The following is a 17635-nucleotide window of genomic DNA, read 5'->3' on the forward strand; positions in this document are numbered from 1 at the left end:
TGACCTATATTCAAACGAAGCGTAATGGCTGGTGTTACTTATCAACCATCATGGACCTGCACTCACGACGGATTATCGGCTATTCGTTCTCAAAAAAGATGGCTACTGATTTAGTCTTAAAGACCCTCGAAAGCGCGGTTAAAAATCGAACCATTACTGGGGACCTGATTATCCATACGGATTTAGGATCACAGTATACCAGCGATGATTACAATCAACGTTTAACTGAACTACATATCCGCCACTCGTACAGCCGTAAGGGTTGTCCGTATGATAATGCGCCAATGGAATCCTTTCACGCTTCCCTCAAAAAGGAATGTGTTTATCCAGTGCCGGTCTTTGAAGATTATGAAACTGCCGCTGCCGTCCTTTTTGAATATGTGCATGCTTTCTACAATAGGAAGAGAATTCATAGTTCACTGGGCTACCAGACCCCCTTACAAGTTGAAATTGCAACACTTACGAGCCAAATGGCCGCCTGATTTAATGCTTTCCATGGTTCAAATAAGTTATTAATCACGATTAATGATTTATTTGAGCTGTGGAAGGTAAACGCGGTTCTGAATGTCTCTTAAAACCTGTCTCAGATATTGACTTCAATCCAACGGTTGTCCAAGACTTTTGGAACAGTTTGAAAATTGCGGTATTAGTAACTGTGCTTTCAATCATTGTTTCATCGTTAGCCGCCTATGGTTTTCAGATTTATCGTTCACGTGGTAAAAATTGGGTTTACTCAATTTTCATTGCTTCCATGATGATTCCATTCTCTGTGTTAATGATTCCGCTATACCGGATGATGACAAACTTTGGTTTGGTCAATAATGCTTGGGCGGTTGTTTTACCAGGTATTCTCTCAGTGTTCTTGATCTTCTTCTTCCATCAAAGTTTGGAAACGTTCCCGATTGATACGATTGAATCGGCACGGATTGATGGCGCCAGTGAAATAAGAATTTTCTGGAGCGTGGTATTACCACAATTGCGTTCAACCTTCGCGGCGGCTGCAATTTACTCCTTCATGGGTGCCTGGAACAACTATATGTGGCCTTTAATCGTCTTGCAGAGTGATGACCAAAAGACATTGCCACTATTGATTTCCGGATTATCAGCAACAACGAACTTTTCAATTGATTACGGGATTATCATGGTTTTGATTATTATCTCAACCATTCCAATTTTCGTTATCTTCCTCTTCTTACAAAAGTACTTTGTTCAAGGTATGACGGGTGCCAATAAGGGATAAAACGAATTGGCAATACTTTAGGGGATGGTTGGTTTGCTGATAACTGACTGGTTATAATCACTACCCCAACCTTCCAGTCAGTAGATCAAATTGATTGTCATGTCTAATAGGCCCACTCCTGATTGGAAAGACATAATCAATGAGACTGGTTAGTAACCATTAAACTCATAAAGTAGTAAAAGCGACATTTCGTTGATTGAAATGTCGCTTTTATTAATTTAAAGACAGGAGAACAAATAATGCTTGGTGAACATGTTTTTAATTATGCAAATAGATTAGAGATGGGGCCAGCTGAGGCCAATTTCGAGGCGATTCCTGAAGCGTATTTTCAAGGACGCTGGTTTGAACAAAAAACGGATGATGGGATAACTGTTAGCACGATTACGGAAGGCTCATCGATGTACCTTCAATTCGAAGGAACTTACTTAGAGATTGACTTTGAAATTTTACAAACGATGGGTATTGTTGCCGTCTCCATTGATCATCAACCGTATCGAAAAATGCCAGCTACGGAACACTGTATCATTTCTAAACGTTTAAACCCCGGGGAACATAATGTTCGCATCGTTGTTGATGCAATCAAAGAAACGGATGATGTCTGGTTTGGTGGCAAGGGATTGGCAGTTAAAGCTATTACGACAACGAATGCTAAGCCGATTAAACCTACGAATAAAGTCGCTTGGTTTTTAGGTGATTCAATTACGGCGGGCATTCACGTTAATGGTGACCCGGAACCGGAAACTAATAGTTATATTCAGTCTTATGGCAACGTCGCGTCGGAAAACTTGCGATTAGCCAATATTCCAATGGCATTTGGTGCAACCGGAGTGACGACAGGAGGGTCGGGCGATGTTCCTAAGGCCCTAGATTACTTAGATTTTGCAATGAACGGTGTTTCTGCAATTTGTGATCAGCCGGATATTTGTATCGTCAATTACGGGACTAATGATCGGGATAATCGCGACTTATTTGAATCGGAGTACAAGACCTTTATGGAAGCTGTAAGTAAACGAGCTCCCGGAGTGCCGATTGTCGCTTTACGCCCATTTGTTGGTGACTTTTCAGCAGAAATCCAACGCGTGGTTAAGGCAATCCCTAATGCGGTGTATGTTGATACTGGAAGTTGGCAGTTTGAGCTGACGGATGGGCTTCATCCTAATGCATTAGGCTCGAGAAAGTTGGGACTTTACCTAGCAAATAAGCTTAGGAGCCAGCTTGGGTCAGAGTTTTTTGATTAAATAAAGAGCACCATCATAAGACTAGTTAGGCAGTCTTATGATGGTGCTCTTGTTTTTTAAAAGTAGAAATGCCGGAACTTCCCGGGGGTGATGTGCTCAAAACGTTTGAAGACGGAGATGAAGTGGCTGTTGGTGTTGAAGCCAACCATTTTACCAACCTGTTCAACGGAATACTTTGAGTTATTCAGCAGGAGTTCCTTGGCCTTTTGAATCCGGTACTGCAATAAGTACTGGTGCGGCGACGTACCCGCGAACTTCCGAAAGACTTCCAAGATGTACTGTTCACTGTAATTAGAAAACTCCGCAAAATCGTTGTTCTCAAGGTCTTCACTGTAACGGTCGTGAATCAACTGAATAATTGGCTCAATCACGTTTTGGTAAATTGGTTGATTACGTGGATTGGTGATCATGTGGCGCTTCAATAATAGTAGGAAACTGTACACTAACTCGGATGAATGGTAAATCTTCAGTGGATCGGGGTCTTCAATCTCCAAGTGATGGGTTTTAATAAAATCAAACACCTGGTTGTCTTCTTCTTTAATCAATAAATAATCATGAAAACCCAGCATGGCCGTGGCTTCCGCAATTAAAGCACCACCGAAGGTAAAGAACTCGGTTTGCCAGTCGCCACCGTTTGAGTGGTAGGCGTGTGGGATGCCTTGGTTGATCAAAAGGCCTTGTCCCGGTCCCAGTGAAAAAGTATGATCACCCACGGTTACTTCACCGGTGCCGGATAAGCCTTGTAACCAGTGAACGTATGGGTAGCCGTGAGGACGGTTAATATCTTCTTGGTGCCAATCATAGCCGATACTGTCTACGAAGAACGGTAGTGATCGGTCAGTAACACGAAAGCTATAGCGCATAGTAAAGAGGCCCCCAAACTTAATCTAACGTCATTTATAATAGCACGCGGCACTCGTGAAAGCGGGTGACACGTGCTAAAAAATGCAAAAAAACTTATTTTTCTGGATAAGTATTCATAAAATCAACCGCGGCACCGCGTAAATTGGCCCCGTCAGTGAAGGCGCACGGCACCACTTCGGGATCGAAGGGAGCGATAGTCACGATTTTGCGAATCTTCTTGATTTCAGCGAGAATGCCGGGAATTAATTCGGGGTTATTAGAAACCGCGCCGCCCAAAACAATCTTTTCAGGATCGAAACTGTATTGCAAGTTGTAAATGGCTTTCGCTAAAGCGGCGTACATGGTCTGAACTTCAGCTTGAGCGTCGACGTTTCCTTGGTCAGCCAAGGCGAAGACGTCCTTACCGCTGTAAGTCTGACCGTCGTTAACGCGCTTCGTGTACCGTTTGCCGACCCGGACTGGTGAGCCAAGTTCGCTTAAGGTCGACTGGTCGTCCATTAACATGTAACCAAGTTCACCACCAAAGAGGTGGGCACCGTGTTCAACCTGTTTATGTTCGATGATGGCACCACCAATCCCGGTTCCAATAATCATAAAAATCAGGTTATCAACATCTTTACCAGCACCAGCTGCGACTTCAGCTAAGGCGGCACAGTTTGCGTCGTTTTCGATGGTGACGGGGAGGCCGAACTTTTCTACCAGTGCTGAATGAATGTCGAAGTAGTGGATGTAAGGAATGGCGCTCGCACCTTCAATTTGGCCAGACTGCTTGTTAACGGCACCGGGAGAACTGATGCCGACACCGCTAATATGGTAGTCGCGTTTCATCTGTTCAACGGCCGCGGTGAGGGCGGTATAAAATTCTGCTAGCGTCGCGGGTGTTGGAATCGCTGGATAAGTGTGGACTTGTTGATCCGCCCAAGCCCCCAGCTTGATGCTAGTGCCGCCAACGTCAATTAAACCAATTGTTTGTGTCATTATTTAGTACCTTCCTTATTTGTCAAAATTGTTTTAAACCAAGCCATAATCGTTGGTAACTGGTGGTCCCAGAACTTGAAATCGTGGTTGCCGGGCCCCTCAAGGTAAGTGTAACGCTCAGCAAACGTCTTGGTCAGCACTGGGCGGATGGCCTGATTCATCTGATAAAGAAAATCTTCAGTCCCAACCGTTTGAAGCACTTGGAGCTGGTTTGCTGGTAAGTGCGTGGCTAAGTAGGTCAAGTCTGCGGGGGTCTGATGAAGGTCGGACTGATCAAAAATCAAGGACCAGTCGGGCACCAAGTTAGGGTTATCCTGCCCGAACTTGGTAACGTCCATCACCCCAGAGAGGGCTGCGACCGCGGCGAAGCGCTCGGGATGGGTGAAGGCCCATTTATAAGCGCCGTAGCCGCCCATGGAAGCCCCGGCGACGAAGTTTTCGCTAGGATCTAATGACAAGGGATAAAAGAAGCGCATCCGTTGTGGGAGTTCTTCGGTAATGAAGTGCCAGTAGCGGCCACCCGCCGCCATGTCGGTGTAAAAACTCCGTTCAGCACGGGGCATGACGACGGCAATTCCCGTATCGCTTGCGTAGCGTTCGATCGATGTGTAGCGTAAGAACATTGATTCATCGTCGAACAGGCCGTGCAAGAGCCACATAACGGGTAGGCGGTGGGCCGCCGGTTGAATGGGGACGTCATTGCCCACCTTTGACTCTGGTAAGATGACGTACGCCGTGGTGTTCATTTGTAATTCGTTCGAATAAAACGTGGTTTGATGTAGCGACATTTTTAAAATCCTCCTGAATCAGATTTAATTAGCGCTGGCTTGCAATTGTTCCCCCTGCCAGGTTTGGCGGTCATAGGCGTGGAAGAAGGGCCAGTAGATGACAACGGCAATGATCAGTTCAATCAATTGCCAGACGGCGGCGCGCCAATCGCCCCCGGTAACGAGAAAGCCGTTTAGAATCGTTGGGGTGGTCCATGGCACTTGGGCGACGACCATACCGATCACGTGGGCCTGCATCAAGATGTAAGTTAATCCCTGTAAGAGCATGGGAATTCCAATGAATGGAATCACCAGCACAGGATTCATCACAACGGGGAGCCCGAACATGACTGCTTCACTAATGCCGAAGCATGATGGCACCAAACTCATGTGTCCCAGTTCTTTAAAGCGCTTACTTTTTGCAGTTAACGCGCACAGGGTTAGCGCAAGAATGGCCCCGGTACCACCAATGTTCATTCCGAAGTTTAGGAAACCATCGGCGGTGATCCGGGAAGCCGCCTGACCGTTAGTCACGTTCAGACCGTTGAGCACTAACGACTGTAGGAAAAATGGACTGAGCAGCGCGCCAATGACGTTGTTGCCGTGAATCCCTAGTCCCCATAAGAGTAAGGTTAAAAATAAGATGACCATAATACCCAGAAAACTATTGAACCCAACGATCAGCGGTGTAAAGATGCGCTGAATTAACGTGCTGATTGACCAGGGTGACAGCCATTGCAACAGGCCGGTCACCAGGAGAACGCACAGTGCGGGTAGTCCGCTTAGAAACGACGCCGGCACGGCCGGGGGTAAATTACCCGTGTTTTGGGGATGAAAGTTGTGATTAGATAACCAGTTCAGTCCTTCGATAGCGAGAATGGGCACAATGATTGCGGTAAAAAAGTTAGCCGGTCCAAACGCCGTGCGACTTAAACGCCCCGTTGCCGTTAAATTAACCATTAAATAGGCAATGATGCCGATACTTGTTCCTGCTTGCGGACTCAATTGATTTAATTTAGTCGCTGCAAAACTCATGTTAATGGCCACTAAGAGTGAAAAGTAATTGAAAATCAATTGAATTGGAACCTTCAATTGTGGCAGAACCGGCTGGATGAAGTGTTGCCAACCAACCCAAGGAAACTGCGTTATGATAACGAATAGGCTGCCAATCAAGACTAGGGGGCCGATAAAACTCAAGCCCATGTTTAGAATTAAGAGAATTTTCAAATTGCTGAATTTAGTTAGGACCGGATCGAGTGCTAATTGCATTTTTTTCATCGTTTTTGCCATACGTCGATGCCTCACTTTGCCCCTACTTTAGCATGACTAATCGTACTTGTAATTAAGTAAAGTTATTCAAAAATACACGATAATGAAACTAAAATATAATGTATTTATGGCCGTCGTAGCAATAACGGCTAAAAATAATGCCAAAATACTTAGCTCTGAATTTTATTGTGCTTTTTTGTAAAAATGGTTTGAATTATGGGTGGCGTTGAGTGTACAATGTAAGCGTTAACTTGATTTAGTTGAATAAAACAACCAACTTACCTACTAATCATAGTTAGCGGTACACAGAAAAGCAATCTTTTTTGCGAATAAATAATATAGATGAATAAAGTTAAAAGAAGGTGCGATTAGTGAAATTTACAAATGGTTATTGGATGAATCGCGACGAATACGACGTTGAATCACCGATGGAAACGTACGATGCAAAAAAAGTTGGCAAAACGCTGACAACTTTTGCGCCCTTTAAGCGCGTCTTATCGCGTGGTGACCAGTTGAACTTGGGTGCCACAACGATGACGTTCACTTCACCGATCGAAAATGTGATCGGGGTAAAACTAGAACATTTTGATAGCGAGGATCACGGGCCTAAGTTTAAGATCAATGACCAAGATCCTGACGTGGACATTCAAGTTGATGATCAGATGGCGTCTTTGACCAGTGGCCAGTTAAAAGTTTCTCTACCGCTCAAGACGGACTTTGACATGAAGTTTACGGCGAACGGTGAATTGATTACGGAATCCGCACAAAAAGCACAGGGTGTGATTTTTAATCATGACACTAAGGTCAGCTACATGCGCGAACAACTCGCAATGGATATCGATGAAAAGATTTACGGTTTAGGCGAACGGTTTGGGAACTTCGTCAAGAACGGTCAGTCAGTCGATACTTGGAACCAAGATTGTGGGACGGGTAGTGAACAAGCTTATAAAAACGTGCCGTTCTACATTAGTAGTCGCGGTTACGGGGTCTTCGTGGATGAACCACAACGAGTTTCCTTTGAAGTGGGCTCTGAAAACGTGGACCGAGTTCAGTTCAGTACTGAGGGCCAATCCCTTCAATATTACGTGATTTATGGCCCAACACCGAAGGAAGTTTTGCACCGTTATACCGAATTAACGGGTGCCATCAACTTGCCACCGGCTTGGTCATTTGGCCTGTGGCTCAGCACGTCGTTTACGACGGACTACAGTGAAGCCACCGTGTTGAAGTTTATCGACGGCATGAAGGAACACCACATTCCGCTCGACGTCTTTCACTTCGACTGTTTCTGGCAAAAAGGATTCGAATGGTGCACCCTTGCTTGGGATAAAGAAATGTTCCCAGATCCCGCTGGCTTATTGAAGAAGATTCATGACCGCGGCATTAAAGTCTGCGTTTGGTTAAACCCTTACGTGGCACAAAAGTCACCACTCTTTAAGGAAGCCAAGGATAAGGGCTACCTATTGAAGCGTGAAAACGGCGACGTTTGGCAATGGGATCTCTGGCAAGCTGGGAACGGCTTCGTTGATTTTACTAACCCCGACGCTACTAAATGGTACCAAGACAAGTTAAAAGAACTCCTCGACATGGGTGTCGACTGTTTCAAGACCGACTTTGGTGAACGGATTCCGGTTGATGACGTGAAGTTCTTTGACGGGTCCGACCCGCAACAAGAACATAACTACTACACGTTGCAATATAACCAGGCCGTTTACGAAGCCATTGAAGAAGTAAAAGGGAAGGAAGAAGCGGTCGTCTTTGCACGCTCCGCAACTGCCGGTTCCCAATCCTACCCCGTACACTGGGGTGGCGATTGCCTCTCTAACTACAACTCCATGCGTGATACTTTACGCGGTGGGTTATCCTTCTTACTCTCTGGTTTTGGTTTCTGGAGCCATGATATCGGTGGTTTCGAAGACGGGGATGATCGTCCAACACCAGACCTTTACAAACGCTGGACGCAATTTGGATTGTTGTCATCACACAGTCGTTACCATGGCAGCAACGTTTACCGGGTGCCATGGAACTTCGATGACGAAGCGGTTGCGAATACCAAGCGCTTCGTAGACTTGAAGTTATCGTTGATGCCATACTTGTACACGCAAGCAGCGCACGGTGCCCATTATGGAAACCCACTGATGCGGCCGATGTTCTTAGAATTCGGGGAAGACCCGAACGTCTACGACAACGGTAACCAATACATGTTTGGGTCACAACTGTTAGTCGCACCAATTTTCAACGACCGTGGGCAAGCCCATTTCTACCTTCCAGGTGGCAAGTGGACCAGCATCTTAGACGGCAAAGTTTACGATGCACCCGCAACGGGTCAATGGATCGATGAACACTTTGACGAATTGAGCCTACCAGTTTTGGCACGGCCAAACTCAATCTTAGTTCAAAATTCAAAAGCCGTTCACGCGGCCTACGATTACACACGAGATATCGACATTCACCTGTATCAATTGCAAAATGGTGAAGTCGCAACCAAGATCGTTGATGGTCATGGCAATGACGTGGCAACCGTCACGGCACACCGGAATGGCAATCAAGTGACCGTTGACACGCAAGGTGTTAGTGGTGACGTTACGGTTTACGTTCATGAAAATGATGGGATTGCTTCAACTAAGTTAACAAACGGGCAAGCAGCACTTACCCTGTAAATAAGCAGTTTTAAAGACGACTTGTTAACAAAAATGTAGACAAGTCGTCTTTGTATACATATGATGATGGTATTAGACAAAAGGTGAGGTCATGGGCATGGAACAGCGCAGTTTGAATCGGGATCAACTCCACGATTTAAATTTAAAATTAGTTTTACAACAAATTATTAACCATCCGGCAACGTCGCGGATCGAGATCTCACACGAGCTAGAATTGCACAAGTCGACGATCTCATCGCTATATAATACCTTGATGGCGCAACAACTATTGACCGAAATCGGCCAGGGGGCGGCGTCAAACGTTGGGGGCCGGAAGCCAACGATGGTCACCGTTAACCGCAATTACGGGTACACGGTGACGTTTGACCTGGGCTATCGGCACTTACACGCGACGGCGAACAACATTGATACGACGATTATCGAGTACCAACGGATTGACATTGTGGACCAGCCAATTACGGTCATGGTCGCGAAGTGTCAGGCCTTTCTTGCCAAAATCGCGTCTGAAGTGACGACGGTCAACGGGCTGCTCGGGATTTGTTTCTCGATTCACGGGATTATTAAGGACAATCAGATCCTGCAATCACCATGGATCGATATGCAAGACGTCGACTTGGTGCGGCTCTTTGAAACGCAGTACCACGTCCCGGTTTTATTGGAAAACGAAGCAAACTTATCTGCTATCTATGCGCGTGATTTTAGCACTGACCAACCTTACCGTAGCTTCGTGACGCTAAGTATTCACCGTGGGATCGGTGCCGGGATTATTTTGGACCAGCAATTGTCGCGGGGTGAAAATGGCCGCGGGGGTGAAATCGGGAAGACGCTGACCTTACTCGGCCCCAACACTGCGGCTCAGTCCGTGGAGTCTCTATGTTCAGAAGATGCCCTGATTACACGCATTGAAAATGCTAAGCAAATTGAACACTTAGACCGCGCTGCGATTATCAAACTCTTTGAGGCTGGTGACCGTGATACGGAACGGATTTTACGGCAAGCGTGCAGCGTCGTGGCGGGCCTCATCTTTAACGTGGTCACCATGCTTGATCCCCAGGCGGTCTTTATCAACTCGCCGCTCGTTGAAGGGTTACCAGAACTGATGGATGAAATTCGAGGCGACTATCAAGACATTGCCCAAACGGACTTTCCAATTAACTTAATTCCGCGGACCCAGTACGTGACGTTACTGGGGGGCTGCTCACTAATTACGCACCATGTTTTGAATCTAGATGACTATGAACTCCGGTTCCAACAAGGTGAAGTCGCAGACGTTGCCAGTGAAAATTAAGCCGTCATAATGAAAGAAATAACCTTTAAACGTCCCCATACCAGTATGTAACTGGTGTGGGGGCGTTTTGCTGTTGTTTTAAGTGACTGAAAATTTTGAATAATGTGGATAAAAGTGGTGAAAATGAAGCAGTTTTGTCAAAATTTAGAAAGCGCTTGCATTTGCGAAACTAAGTTTTATAATGATACTTGTAAGTTGGTTGTTGGAACAAACTAACGTGGAGGGATATCGAAATGCAAACAAAAACAAGTTATTGGAAAGGCGTCGACAAGATTCAGTACGTCGGCCATCAAGATAAAAAATCTGGCTTAGGTTTTCAATATTACAATCCTGACGAAGTGATCGGTGGGAAAAAGATGCGCGACTGGCTTCGCTTTGCGGTTGCCTACTGGCACACTTTTGATCAACGGTTAGTCGACCCATTTGGTGATGGGACTGCGCAACGTCCATACGATCACATTACCGATCCGATGGACTTAGCTTTGGCTAAAGTGGATGCCGCCTTTGAATTTTATGACAAATTAGGCGTTGACTACTTATGCTTCCACGACCGCGACTTAGCCCCAGAAGGTGACACGTTACGTGAAACCAACAAGAATCTGGACAAAGTTGTTGACCGCATCGTTGAATATCAAAAGACGACCGGGATGAAGGTTCTTTGGAATACTTCCAACATGTTTACCAACCCTCGTTTTGTTGAAGGGGCCGCAACATCACCATCCGCAGACATTTTCGCCTACTCCGCTGCACAATTGAAGCACAGCTTGGAAATTGGGAAGCGCGTCGGTGCTGAAAACTATGTCTTCTGGGGTGGCCGTGAAGGTTACGAATCACTTTGGAACACGAACATGAAGGCTGAACAAGAACACGCCGCTAAATTCTTCCACATGGCGAAGGATTACGCTAACGAAATTGGGTTTGACGGCCAAATGTTACTCGAACCAAAGCCAAAGGAACCATCGACCCATCAATATGACTTTGATGCCGCAACGACGATTGCTTTCATGAAGACTTATGGTTTGGATAAAGACTTCAAGTTGAACTTGGAAGGTAACCACGCTAACTTGGCTGGTCATACTTATCAACACGAAATTCGGGTTGCCCGTGAAGCCGGCTTATTAGGCTCATTGGATGCTAACCAGGGTGACAAGTTGATAGGCTGGGATATCGATGAATATCCTTCTAACCTTTACGAAACGACTGCTGCAATGTACGAAGTCGTTGAAAACGGCGGTATCGGCCCTCGCGGTGGTTTGAACTTCGATGCTAAACCACGCCGGTCATCCTTCGCACCAAACGACTTATTCTACGGCCACATCGTTGGGATGGACAGCTTCGCTGCTGGTCTACGGGTTGCCATGAAGATGAAGGAAGACGGCTTCTTGGAAGATATCGTGAAGAACCGCTACGCCTCATACGGCAGTGGTATCGGTGCGGATATCGAAAGCGGCAAGGCTGACTTCAAGTCCCTTGAAAAGTACGCGATCGACAAGCCACAATCTGAATTATTAGCCGCAACTAGTTCTGATCACCTTGAAGAAATCAAGGATACGATCAACCACTACATTATCGATACGTTAAGTAAATAATTAGGTTAAGAGAATTGATGACATTTTGAGATAGAGAATGGGAGGGCCTGAGACCAACGTCGCGGGTCCTTTTTTAAAAATAAAAAGTTGGTGAAAAATATGAGTGCAGTAGTGTTAGGTGTTGATTTAGGGACCAGCGCCGTTAAAGTGTTGGCCGTAGATAAAGCGGGGACCGTTGTTGCCCAGCAAAGTGTCGGCTATGAATTACAACAGCCACAACCGGGTTATAGTGAACAACGGCCCGAAGACTGGGTCACCAGTACGACGGCTGCTATTCAACGGTTAATCAGTGAGGACCATGTAAAGCCTGAAGACATTCAAGGCATTAGTTACTCGGGACAAATGCACGGGTTAGTTTTGCTGGACGCAAACCACCAAGTGTTACGACCGGCAATTTTATGGAACGATACCCGAACTACGCCACAGTGTCATGAAATTGAACGGGTGTTGGGTGATCAATTTGTTGATATTACGGGTAACCGGCCACTCGAAGGCTTCACGTTACCTAAGTTACTGTGGGTCAAAGAAAATGAACCTGAAATTTGGGCCCAAGCGGATTGCTTCGTTTTGCCTAAGGATTACGTTCGTTACCGCATGACGGGGCAGCTCGCCATGGATTACTCCGATGCGACCGGGACGGTCCTGTTAGACGTTAAAACGGGCAAGTGGAGCAAGACAATTTGTGAACAGCTCGGGATTCCTGAACGGATCTGCCCACCTTTGATGAAGTCGGTGGACTTTGCGGGTAACGTCACACCGAAGTATGCGCAACAGACCGGGTTAACGATTACCACCAAGGTTTATGGTGGGGCTGCGGATAACGCTGCCGGTGCGGTTGGTGCCGGAATTTTATCTGAAGACAAAGTCATGGCCAGCATTGGGACGTCGGGCGTGGTCTTGAAGTATGAAGATAACCCCAATACGAATTATCACGGCGTTTTGCAGTTTGAAGACCACGCCTTTCCTGACAAGTATTACTCGATGGGCGTCACCTTGGCGGCTGGCTATTCATTGAGCTGGTTTAAAAAGACGTTTGCACCAGACGTTGATTTTACGGAAATGGTCGCTAGCGCTGCCAAGTCGACGGTTGGTGCCAATGGCTTAATCTTTACCCCGTACATCGTGGGTGAACGGGCGCCGTACGCCGACGCCGACATTCGCGGGAGCTTCATCGGCATCGACGGCACGCACCAGCGCTACGACTTTGTGCGGGCCGTTTTGGAAGGTATCATCTTTTCATTCAAAGATTTAATGCAGATCTACGAAGAACACGGCAGTCAGTTTAAGACGGTGGTCGCCATCGGTGGAGGGGCGAAGAGCCCGCTCTGGCTACAAATCCAAGCCGATATCTTCAATCACCCCGTAGTCAGCTTACAAAATGAGCAGGGACCCGGCATGGGGGCGGCAATGATTGCGGCCACTGGTCTGGGCTGGTTTGATTCGATGGAAGACTGCGCCCAAACCTTCGTTCACTACGGCAAGGTCTACGAACCGATTGCTGAAAACGTGACGGCTTATCAACAGATCGACCAAGTCTATCACCAAGCTTATTCACAAACTAAGGGCATGACTGCGGCGCTGATGGCTTATCGGCGGGCGGAATAGGTAAGAGTGGACCAAAAGGCGATTAGTTTGTGAGCATTAACGTGGCATCAGTGATTGTCCCTGGGTTTGGGACGGTCGCTGATGCCGGGTTAAGCGGAATAAACTGCCTTTTGGTCCACGTTTCGACCATAATAATAAGAAATGACTGTTCAGAAATAGGTACCTAGTCCGGTTGGCGCTGATAACATGCGGTCGTGGGACCGGGTCGAGCCTGAGAAGCGGTCTCGTCCCTCGCCTGGAACACTCTTTAAATGGCAGCTGTCCCGGACTGTCCGTGGTTTAAGGCCGGAAGAATTCACCGGCCTAAGACCACCTTCACGACCGATGTTATCAGCGCCAACCTCTGGCCATGCAACGAGCTAGCGCGTTCGTAATGATAGATAAATGACTTTTACCACATACTGGGAAAATGAGCACAAAAGAATACCTGTTCAGAAACGCTGATTTCTGAACAGGTATTCTTCTTTTGTTGCACGAGATTTGTTTGTAATTCAAATTAAAGCGTTATCCGGAAAAGAGCTTAGTTGGCCTGAATAATTTGAACGGCGTAAGGGGCGAGTGTTAAGACGCCACTATTGACAGCCTTACCAGTTAACAAATCTTTAGCGTTCGCTGGTGCCGCGTAGTGATAAGTGCGGGTGTCGGCGGTCGTGTTGATCAAGAAATCGTAGCGGGCACTTGCTGATTTCCGGGTCGTTAATTCGATGCCCTGACTGTCAGTGGTTGGCTGGTCGCTTGTTTTAAGATTCAATAACGGCATTAATTGGGCGCCGAGCACTTCCATGCCAGCTTGATCGAGGTAAGTTCCGACAAAGAAGCCGTGGCCTTTACCGTACGCGTTTTGGGTGACGGCGGGCGTTGCGTTGTAGAACTTGTCCGCTTCATAGCTAGCTAACGGTTTTGCAGTGCCAAGGTGTAACAGGCTGCAGACAATGTTGGCTTTGGCCGTTGTTTGGTCGTTAAACGTAATCTGGCAGGTGCTGACGGGTGGCAAGACGTCCCATTCTTCGGACCAAAGTCCAAGGGCTGGTTCCAGTTGCTTGAAGTAGCCGCCTTGATAAACGTTATCGTGTTCGTCGACGGTTGCGCTCATCGTGTTGGTAATGAAGTTACCGCCGGCGTGAACGTAGTCGTTAACTTTATCGGCCAAACCGTGTTTAAACATGAAGAGTGCCGGGGCAATCACGACTTCGTAGTCGGAAAAATCATCTTCCGGTGAGATCATCTCAACGGGGATGTTGTGGTTATAGAAATACTGGTAGTAGGCGTGCACTTGGTCAACGTACTGTAAGCGAATGTTAGGACCCAGCGCGAAGTCGAGTGCCCAGAAACTGTTCCAGTCAAAAACAATCGCAACTTGGGCGTGTCGTTGACTCGTTAATAAATCGGCTGGCAATTTTTGGAGTTCGGCACCAATTTGACCAGCTTCTTTGAAGACCCGGGTTTCCGTAGAATCAACGTGCGAAATAATTGCGCCGTGTAAGGATTCGCAACCGTTACGAGCTTGCCGCAACTGGAAGACCTGAACGGTGTTAGCGCCGTGCGCCATCGCTTGGAAACTGAGCATCCGGAATTCACCGGGGTCCTTGAGTGCGTTATACGGTTGCCAGTTTTGTTGGCTCGGTGTTTGTTCCATGAGCATGAACGGCGCGTGCTTTAAGCCGTACATTAAGTCATGGTTCATCGCGGTAAAGGATGCGGGCGTGTCAAAGCTAGGGTAGTTATCCCATGAAACGACGTCGAGTTCCTTAGCCCACTTAAAGTAGTCTAAATCTTTCTGGGTTCCCATAAAGTTAGTCGTAATGGGGGTCGTCGTATCGAGGTCACGAATGATATCTTTTTCCATCTTGAAGTTAGCAAGTAGACTATCGGATTGGAAACGGCGGTAGTCGAGTGATTCGCCGCCAAGCGTGGCGCCACCGTTTTCGAATTCATCCGTATGTTGATCCGGTGGCACGATTTCGTCCCAGTCGTTGAACGTGTGGCTCCACATATTGGCGTTCCACGCGTCGTTTAATTCAGCCAGGGAAGCGTAGCGCTTTTTCAGCCAAACGCGGAAAGCTTGCGCACAGTTGTCACAGTAACACTGGCCACCGTACTCGTTAGAAATATGCCAACAGACGATATTCGGGTTGCCCGCGTAGCGTTTGGCAATCTGAGTGACCAATCCCTTAGCGAGTCGTTGGAAGTTAGGGCTGTTCGGGCAGGCGTTATGCCGCTTACCAAAGCCTTGGCGGATCCCGTGGGTGTCGACCCGGTTAACGTCTAGATACTTCTTAGTCATCCAAGCGGGTAAAGCGGCGGTTGACGTCGCCATGACGATTTGGAAATGGTGTTGGCCAAGCAAGGCAATGATCTTGTCTAGCATACTGAAGTCGTAGGTGTTTTCTTTAGGTTCAAGTAAGGCCCACGAGAACACGTTGATGGTCGCGGAGTTAACGTGGGCTTTTTCCAGCATCGTTAAGTCCTTTTCCCAGGTGTCTTCTGGCCACTGTTCGGGGTTGTAGTCGCCACCGAATAGGATTGGGTAGTCTTTTAAAAATGTTTGATTCATAATTTAGGTGCCTCCATCCGATGTTTGGTAATCGTTTACAATACTTAAATTATCACAGAATGCGGGTAATGTAATTCAACATAATTCTCTATTTATATCACAAAGCTAAACTATTCTTATTTTGCTTAACTAGACTGATAACAGTGATACTTTTGCGTAAATGTACTAAAAGTATTGATAACTAAACATTTTCGTCAAAATTCTAAATAGGCTATTAGAATCCATATTACGGGTGGCTATAAACAATAATTTTTGTTAGATGAATATTTAAAGATAATCAAGAAAGCTCGTCATGAAGGGTCACTATGGCCAATTTCACGACGAGCTTTTTGATATTTTAGTAAAAGTTTGTTAATTTACGTTATAATAATTAATGAAAACGCTTTATACCATTTGGAGGTGCAACAGTTTGAAAATTAAAAAAGAGGTTTTTGGTGAACTAAATGGTGAAAAGGTCGTGCGTTATGTGCTGACGAATTCACACCAAACCCGAATTGCGGTTCTGAGTCTTGGCGGGACTTTGCAAGAGTTCGTAGTCGTTGAAAACGGGCAGGAACACCCGTTGACGATTGGCTTAAAGACTTTAGACGATTACTTACATAACGTCTTTAACATCAGTCAGTCCGTTGGTCGGGTCGCCGGTCGAATCAGTGGTGCGCAGTTTGAATTGGACGGGCAGATTTACCACGTCGACATGAATGAGGAAAATCACTCCTTACACGGTGGTTACCATGGCTTTACTAAGATTAATTACGCGGGGCAAGTAGCGCAAAGTGACGACGCGGCCAGTGTCACGCTGACACATCACGTTAAGGCTAGTGACGATCATTACCCGGGAAATTTAGCCCTGAAAATCAAATTTACGCTTAATGAGAAAGACCAAGTTAGCCTTGAATACGGGGCACAAACGGACGCACCTACGCTGTTTAATCCCACTAACCACGTCTATTGGAACGTCACGGATGGTCAACAGAATCTTGACCATCAATGGCTTCAAATTAACAGTGAAAAGCGGGTTGAGACCGCGGCAGAAAAGCTCCCCACGGGGAAACTGTTACCGGTTGCGCAAACGGCGTATGATTTCAACCAGTCCCGCACGTTGACGACTGCTTTGGCAGATTTAAAAGCGGAGAACGGCAAGGTTGAATTCGACGACGCTTATGAGGTTGCGCCTAGTTTGACGGTGCCGGTCGCTTCGGTAGGAGATACTGATGGCAAACGGCGCATCGATATTTATTCGGATCGCAACGGGCTCGTGATTTTCACGGCTGACCCGGTCGACGGTGAAAACCAGGATGCACAGCGGTATAATTCGTTAGCAACCGAGGCTCAGACGTTACCAGACGCCATCAACCATCCGGGGTTCGGCGATATTACACTTCGTCCGGATCAACCGGTCACGCGACACATTATGTTTGATTATCACTATTTAGGTGAATAAAAAAGTAAGGGCCACATCCGAAGATGTGGCCCTTACTGTACCTAATAGTTGTAATAAGCATACCACAATATCAAAACGGTTGTAAAAATATTTTGATCTATGCCGATTCACTTATCACGTGATAGGATTTAATCGTGGTATT

The 17635-nt window shown here is 46.6% G+C and carries 13 protein-coding genes; 8 read left to right on the forward strand and 5 right to left on the reverse strand.

All coding sequences use genetic code 11. The annotated features are described in order from the left end of the window. The 3 genes from AAA939_RS09370 to AAA939_RS09380 all read left to right on the forward strand — a co-directional run. Window positions 1-482: IS3 family transposase (locus AAA939_RS09370; protein WP_338230856.1), on the forward strand; the 482-nt coding region annotated here is incomplete at its 5' end. A gap of 59 nt (window positions 483-541) precedes the next feature. Further along, a complete protein-coding gene (locus AAA939_RS09375) occupies window positions 542-1240 on the forward strand; it encodes a carbohydrate ABC transporter permease (RefSeq protein ID WP_338230857.1) in 699 nt (232 codons plus the stop codon). Between the two features lie 239 nt (window positions 1241-1479). Continuing rightward, complete coding sequence (locus tag AAA939_RS09380) at window positions 1480-2478, forward strand: SGNH/GDSL hydrolase family protein (protein ID WP_338207758.1); 999 nt, start codon at window positions 1480-1482, stop codon at window positions 2476-2478. 56 nt (window positions 2479-2534) lie between these two features. Here the strand turns inward: AAA939_RS09380 and AAA939_RS09385 are convergent, their stop codons facing one another. The 4 genes from AAA939_RS09385 to AAA939_RS09400 form a co-directional block, all read right to left on the reverse strand. Then, window positions 2535-3341, reverse strand: coding sequence for an AraC family transcriptional regulator (locus AAA939_RS09385; protein ID WP_338207759.1), 807 nt, complete (start codon window positions 3339-3341; stop codon window positions 2535-2537). A gap of 94 nt (window positions 3342-3435) precedes the next feature. Beyond that, window positions 3436-4320 (reverse strand): ROK family protein, encoded by an 885-nt coding sequence (locus AAA939_RS09390; RefSeq protein ID WP_338207760.1) that lies wholly within the window; start codon window positions 4318-4320, stop codon window positions 3436-3438. After that, window positions 4320-5108, reverse strand: coding sequence for an alpha/beta hydrolase (locus AAA939_RS09395; RefSeq protein ID WP_338207761.1), 789 nt, complete (start codon window positions 5106-5108; stop codon window positions 4320-4322). Before AAA939_RS09395 ends, AAA939_RS09390 begins: the two co-directional genes overlap by 1 nt. A gap of 24 nt (window positions 5109-5132) precedes the next feature. Next, window positions 5133-6377: a PTS sugar transporter subunit IIC gene (locus AAA939_RS09400; RefSeq protein ID WP_338207762.1), complete on the reverse strand. Its 1245-nt coding sequence runs from the start codon at window positions 6375-6377 to the stop codon at window positions 5133-5135. 350 nt (window positions 6378-6727) lie between these two features. Here AAA939_RS09400 and yicI point away from each other — a divergent pair, with 350 nt between their 5' ends. The 4 genes from yicI (at window position 6728) to xylB (ending at window position 13498) form a co-directional block, all read left to right on the forward strand. After that, on the forward strand, window positions 6728-9016 hold the full coding sequence (gene yicI, locus AAA939_RS09405; protein ID WP_338207763.1) for an alpha-xylosidase: 2289 nt from the start codon (window positions 6728-6730) through the stop codon (window positions 9014-9016). Window positions 9017-9113: 97 nt separating this feature from the next. After that, window positions 9114-10304: an ROK family protein gene (locus AAA939_RS09410; RefSeq protein ID WP_338207764.1), complete on the forward strand. Its 1191-nt coding sequence runs from the start codon at window positions 9114-9116 to the stop codon at window positions 10302-10304. 233 nt (window positions 10305-10537) lie between these two features. Beyond that, on the forward strand, window positions 10538-11893 hold the full coding sequence (gene xylA, locus AAA939_RS09415; RefSeq protein ID WP_338207765.1) for a xylose isomerase: 1356 nt from the start codon (window positions 10538-10540) through the stop codon (window positions 11891-11893). Window positions 11894-11992: 99 nt separating this feature from the next. Continuing rightward, window positions 11993-13498: a xylulokinase gene (gene xylB / locus AAA939_RS09420; RefSeq protein ID WP_338207766.1), complete on the forward strand. Its 1506-nt coding sequence runs from the start codon at window positions 11993-11995 to the stop codon at window positions 13496-13498. A 520-nt stretch (window positions 13499-14018) separates the two neighbouring features. On the opposite strand, the gene AAA939_RS09425 is transcribed toward xylB, so the two are convergent. Continuing rightward, window positions 14019-16052 carry a beta-galactosidase gene (locus AAA939_RS09425; protein WP_338207767.1) on the reverse strand — a complete coding sequence of 678 codons (2034 nt, stop codon included), beginning with the start codon at window positions 16050-16052 and terminating at the stop codon, window positions 14019-14021. Between the two features lie 409 nt (window positions 16053-16461). Between AAA939_RS09425 and AAA939_RS09430 the strand changes: the two genes are divergently transcribed. Beyond that, window positions 16462-17493: an aldose epimerase family protein gene (locus AAA939_RS09430; protein WP_338207768.1), complete on the forward strand. Its 1032-nt coding sequence runs from the start codon at window positions 16462-16464 to the stop codon at window positions 17491-17493. Window positions 17494-17635 lie beyond the last annotated feature (142 nt).

This window comes from Lactiplantibacillus paraxiangfangensis, from assembly GCF_036246185.1.
Lineage (GTDB): Bacteria > Bacillota > Bacilli > Lactobacillales > Lactobacillaceae > Lactiplantibacillus > Lactiplantibacillus paraxiangfangensis.

What these genes read in the sequence shown, in the direction of transcription:
- AAA939_RS09380 (WP_338207758.1), top strand. Translation starts at nt 1,480, where the DNA reads ATGCTTGGTGAACATGTTTTTAATTATGCAAATAGATTAGAGATGGGG.
- AAA939_RS09385 (WP_338207759.1), bottom strand. Translation starts at nt 3,341, where the DNA reads ATGCGCTATAGCTTTCGTGTTACTGACCGATCACTACCGTTCTTCGTA.
- AAA939_RS09390 (WP_338207760.1), bottom strand. Translation starts at nt 4,320, where the DNA reads ATGACACAAACAATTGGTTTAATTGACGTTGGCGGCACTAGCATCAAG.
- AAA939_RS09395 (WP_338207761.1), bottom strand. Translation starts at nt 5,108, where the DNA reads ATGTCGCTACATCAAACCACGTTTTATTCGAACGAATTACAAATGAAC.
- AAA939_RS09400 (WP_338207762.1), bottom strand. Translation starts at nt 6,377, where the DNA reads ATGGCAAAAACGATGAAAAAAATGCAATTAGCACTCGATCCGGTCCTA.
- AAA939_RS09410 (WP_338207764.1), top strand. Translation starts at nt 9,114, where the DNA reads ATGGAACAGCGCAGTTTGAATCGGGATCAACTCCACGATTTAAATTTA.
- xylA (WP_338207765.1), top strand. Translation starts at nt 10,538, where the DNA reads ATGCAAACAAAAACAAGTTATTGGAAAGGCGTCGACAAGATTCAGTAC.
- xylB (WP_338207766.1), top strand. Translation starts at nt 11,993, where the DNA reads ATGAGTGCAGTAGTGTTAGGTGTTGATTTAGGGACCAGCGCCGTTAAA.
- AAA939_RS09425 (WP_338207767.1), bottom strand. Translation starts at nt 16,052, where the DNA reads ATGAATCAAACATTTTTAAAAGACTACCCAATCCTATTCGGTGGCGAC.